This window comes from Aquabacterium sp. UBA2148, from assembly GCF_002328915.1.
Classification (GTDB): Bacteria; Pseudomonadota; Gammaproteobacteria; order Burkholderiales; family Burkholderiaceae_C; genus Aquabacterium; species Aquabacterium parvum.
Map to the genome: position 1 here is coordinate 10,569 of NZ_DCXA01000293.1, position 3,783 is coordinate 14,351.

Annotated in this window: 5 protein-coding genes; 3 read left to right on the forward strand and 2 right to left on the reverse strand. The window is 65.8% G+C overall.

The window, feature by feature from the left end; genetic code table 11:
* A partial coding sequence (gene mltG / locus B2W70_RS16265; protein WP_349677465.1) for an endolytic transglycosylase MltG occupies positions 1 to 849 on the reverse strand: 849 nt, incomplete at its 3' end.
* Positions 850 to 981: 132 nt separating this feature from the next.
* Between mltG and B2W70_RS16270 the strand changes: the two genes are divergently transcribed.
* From B2W70_RS16270 to B2W70_RS16280, 3 genes are all read left to right on the forward strand, one after another.
* Complete coding sequence (locus tag B2W70_RS16270; RefSeq protein WP_286747243.1) at positions 982 to 1,962, forward strand: YgfZ/GcvT domain-containing protein; 981 nt, start codon at positions 982 to 984, stop codon at positions 1,960 to 1,962.
* Between the two features lie 126 nt (positions 1,963 to 2,088).
* Complete coding sequence (locus B2W70_RS16275; RefSeq protein ID WP_286747245.1) at positions 2,089 to 2,421, forward strand: DUF4936 family protein; 333 nt, start codon at positions 2,089 to 2,091, stop codon at positions 2,419 to 2,421.
* Between the two features lie 14 nt (positions 2,422 to 2,435).
* Entirely contained in the window at positions 2,436 to 3,434 is a 999-nt protein-coding gene (locus B2W70_RS16280; RefSeq protein ID WP_286747247.1) for an NRDE family protein, read from the forward strand.
* On the opposite strand, the gene B2W70_RS16285 is transcribed toward B2W70_RS16280, so the two are convergent.
* Positions 3,424 to 3,783 (reverse strand): GNAT family N-acetyltransferase (locus B2W70_RS16285; RefSeq protein WP_286747249.1); only part of this gene is annotated, 360 nt, incomplete at its 5' end. The two genes, B2W70_RS16280 and B2W70_RS16285, sit on opposite strands and share 11 nt — an antisense overlap.

The window sequence follows — 3,783 nt, forward strand, 5'->3', positions numbered from 1 at the left end:
TGGCTGGACGGCCGCCAGCAGCGAGGCCTTGCCCGCCATGGCGATCGGCGTGGGTGGCAGGCCGCGGCGGGTGTAGGTGTTGAAGGGGTTGTCTTCCTGCAGGTGGCTGCGGCGGAGGTTGCCATCAAAGGCTTCACCCAGTCCATAAATCACCGTCGGGTCGGTCTGCAGGGGCATGCCGATGCGCAGGCGGTTGTGGAACACCGACGAGATCATGGGGCGGTCCGAGGCGCGACCTGTCTCTTTCTCAACGATCGACGCCAGGATCAGTGCTTGCTGGGGGCTGCCCAAAGGGGAGCCGGGCTGGCGCTGTTGCCAGGCCGCGTCGAGTTGCCTTTGCAGAGCGTGGTGAGCGCGTTTGAGCACGGCCAGGTCGGTGGAGCCTTTCGCGTAGGCGTAGGTGTCGGGGAAGAACTGCCCCTCGGCAGGCAAGCCTGGCGAGCCGATGGCGGCCATGATGGCCTGCTCGCTCATGCCACGTGTGGCGGGTTTGAGGCCTTCGGCCTGGGCCAGGGCGGCGATGAATTGCCGGAAGGTCCAACCTTCGATCAGGCGCACGACGGACAGGCGTTCATCGCCCTGCACCATCATGCGCAGCAGGTCGCGTGGGGTGGTGCCCGGGCTGGCCTCGTAGTTGCCGGCCCGGATCAACCTGGCGTCACCCGAGAACCTGAACCACTGGTAGAGCAGCCAGTCGGGCGTGTCGATGCCAGCAGCCACCCAGCCGCGTGCGATCTCGCGGGGCGTCTGGCCTGGCTCGATGGCGAGCTCGGCAGCCTCTGCCTTCAGGGGCAAGGGGCGTTGCAACCACCAGGCACCCGCAGCCAGCAAGGCGGCTGTCAGCAGCAAAAGCACCAACAAAAAGGCCCGAACGACCCCGCCCGCCTGTTGTCGAGGCGCACGGGGGCAATGACCTGAGCATGAAGGGGTGTGTACCCGAGTGGAATGCATGTGCATGGAGGGCATGATCATAATCACCCCATGAACGCCAACCCGATCTCGCTACCCCAGACCGTCTCTTCCTGGCAAGGCGCCCTGCCCTTGTCCGACCTCGCATTGATCCGAGCCGAGGGCCCGGACGCGGCGGCCTTCTTGCACGGGCAACTCAGCCAGGACGTCAACCACCTGGGGCCCACCGAGGCCCGGCTGGCTGCTTACTGCTCGGCAAAGGGGCGCATGCAGGCTTCGTCCCTGCTGTTGCGTCCCGCTCAAGAGCAGGTCTGGTTGCTGACAGACGCAGGCATCCTGCCCGGCTGGCTCAAACGGCTGAAGATGTTCGTGCTGCGCTCCAAAGTGCAGCTCACCGAGGGTGGCATGCAGGCCTGGGGGTTGGCGGGAGAATCCGCGAGCAAATCTTTGGGCGATGCCGCCAAAGCGCCGGTGTGGTCAAGTCAACCCCACGCATCAGGACAGCTGGTGCGCCTGCCTGATGTGCAACAGGTGCCCCGGTGGCTATGGCTGGGCGCTCCCGAGGCTGCGGCTTGGCTGGCCAACCTCCCTGCGCTGCCTGAGTCCGCGTGGTCGTGCCTGGAGGTGCTCTCGGGCATCCCCCGCGTGACCGAGGCCACCTTCGACCAGTTCGTGCCGCAGATGGTGAACTTCGAGCTGGTGGGCGGGGTGAACTTCCAGAAGGGTTGCTACCCTGGCCAGGAGATCGTGGCGCGCAGCCAGTACCGGGGCACTGTCAAGCGGCGCGCTTTCCTGGCTGAAGTACAAGGTCCAGCCAAGCCTGGCCAGGAAGTGTTTGCCTCTTCGGACGCGGCGCAACCTGCCGGCATGGTCGTCCTGGCTGCGCAACTGCCTCAGCAGGCCGACGCCCCCAACGAAGCTCCCCATGTGGTGTTGCTCGAACTCAAGCTGGCGAGTGCCACCGACGAGATCACGCTCGGTGCCGCCGACGGTCCTGCCTTGCGCTTGTTGCCCCTGCCCTACGCCATGCCTTCGCCCGATGGCGATGCATGAATGCGGCGGTGCGTCAATTTCTTAACGGCAATCGACCTCACCGCAGCGCCTCATGCACCATGTGGGGTGAATGGGCGCCGCTCATCGGGTACGCTCAGATCGCTTTTTCACTGTGCATGGGTCGAGATGAGGTCAACGGCTGACACCCCCGCATCGCTGTTCATCTATTTCAAGCTGAGCGCCTCGCGAGCCCCGCAGGCCTTGCAACGGCTTGCGGTCATGCAGGACGGGCTGCGATCTCGCCACCCAGGCCTGATCGCGCGCCTGCTGGCACGCTCCGATGGCCGAGATGTCGCGGAGCCCACCTGGATGGAAATCTACGAGCACCCACAAGGCCTGAGCGAAGCGTTCCTGGCCGACCTGGAGGCTGCGGTGCGGGCCCTGCCAGCAGGCCTGATCTCCCCCCGTCACACCGAAACTTTCGCCGAGATCCCCTTGCCTGCCGGGCAGTGGGGCTGAAGGAGGCTGTCGCCATGTGTCTCGTTGCTTTTGCCCTGGACCAATCCAGCCGATTCCCCTTCGTCATGGCGGCCAACCGCGATGAATTCTTTGATCGCCCGGCTGCCCGATTGGGCTGGTGGGAGCCCGATGGCGGAGGTCCGGCCATCCTGGGCGGGCGCGACCTTCACGCGGGAGGTACCTGGCTGGGGCTGACGGCATCAGGCCGCTTGGGCATGGTCACCAACATCCGCAACCCGCAGGACATGGACCCCCAGGCACCATCGCGCGGCTCGATCGTGCCCGATTGGCTCAGGGGTGAACTGAGCATGCCCATGTTGTGGCCGCGCATGGCCATGTCGGGCTACAACGGCTTCAACCTGATTGCGCTGGACTTCGCGCAGGGCGAATGCTTCTGGGTCAACAACCGGCAGCTCTATCCGGAGCGGCTGACCAAGGGCATTTTCGGCCTGTCGAACGCGCAGCTCAACACGCCCTGGCCCAAGGTGCAGAACCTCAAGTCCGCCTTGCGTGGCGCCTTGTCTCAGGCCCAGGATGCCGAAGACATGGCATCGGTGCTGTTCGACGCGCTGGCCGACGACACCCGAGCCGCCGACGCACAGCTGCCGCGCACAGGTGTTTCGCGCGAGTGGGAGCAGTTGTTGTCCTCGGCCTTCATCCGCGATGGGCAAGGCTTGTACGGCACACGCTGCTCGACCGTGATCGTGACCGAGCGACACAACAAACGGCTGATCACCCACGTGTTGGAGCGCACCTTCTCGCCGCAGTCGAACCTGGCGCTGATGCGCCGGGTGAGCCTGCGCAATTGGCCGCCCCGCCACACGATGTCATCGGCCGACGTGGCCAAGCTGGAGGCCACGTTGCCGCCACCGTCACTGCGGCACGACGAGGTGTTCGAGAGCAGCGACATCACCGAGCACGATGAGACAGAGGTGAACGCGATGTCCGAAACCCGGCGTCACCGTGCCCGCAGCCTGATCAAACCCGCAGCCGGGCTGGGCATCAAAGCCTGAGCGTCATGCGCTGGTGGGGAATGCCCACCTCGTCGAAGATGGCGCCTTGCGGCTCGAACCCTGCCTGGGCGTAAAGTGGCATGGCCGAGACCTGTGCGTGCAGCGACAGCTGCGTCTTGCCCAGCAGGCTGGCCTCTGCGACCAAAGCCGACAGGATCAAACGCGCCAAACCAACGCCTCGGCTGCTGCGCAGCACGGCCATGCGGCCGATGCGCGCGTGCTCGGGGCCATCGTCGGGCGCCTCCCCGCTGAGGATGAGCCGGCCTGTCCCAAGCGGCAGGCTGCTCAGGTTGGTGACCACCGCGTGCACGGCCGAAGCATCGTCGGCATCCCACTCTTCGGTTGCCGG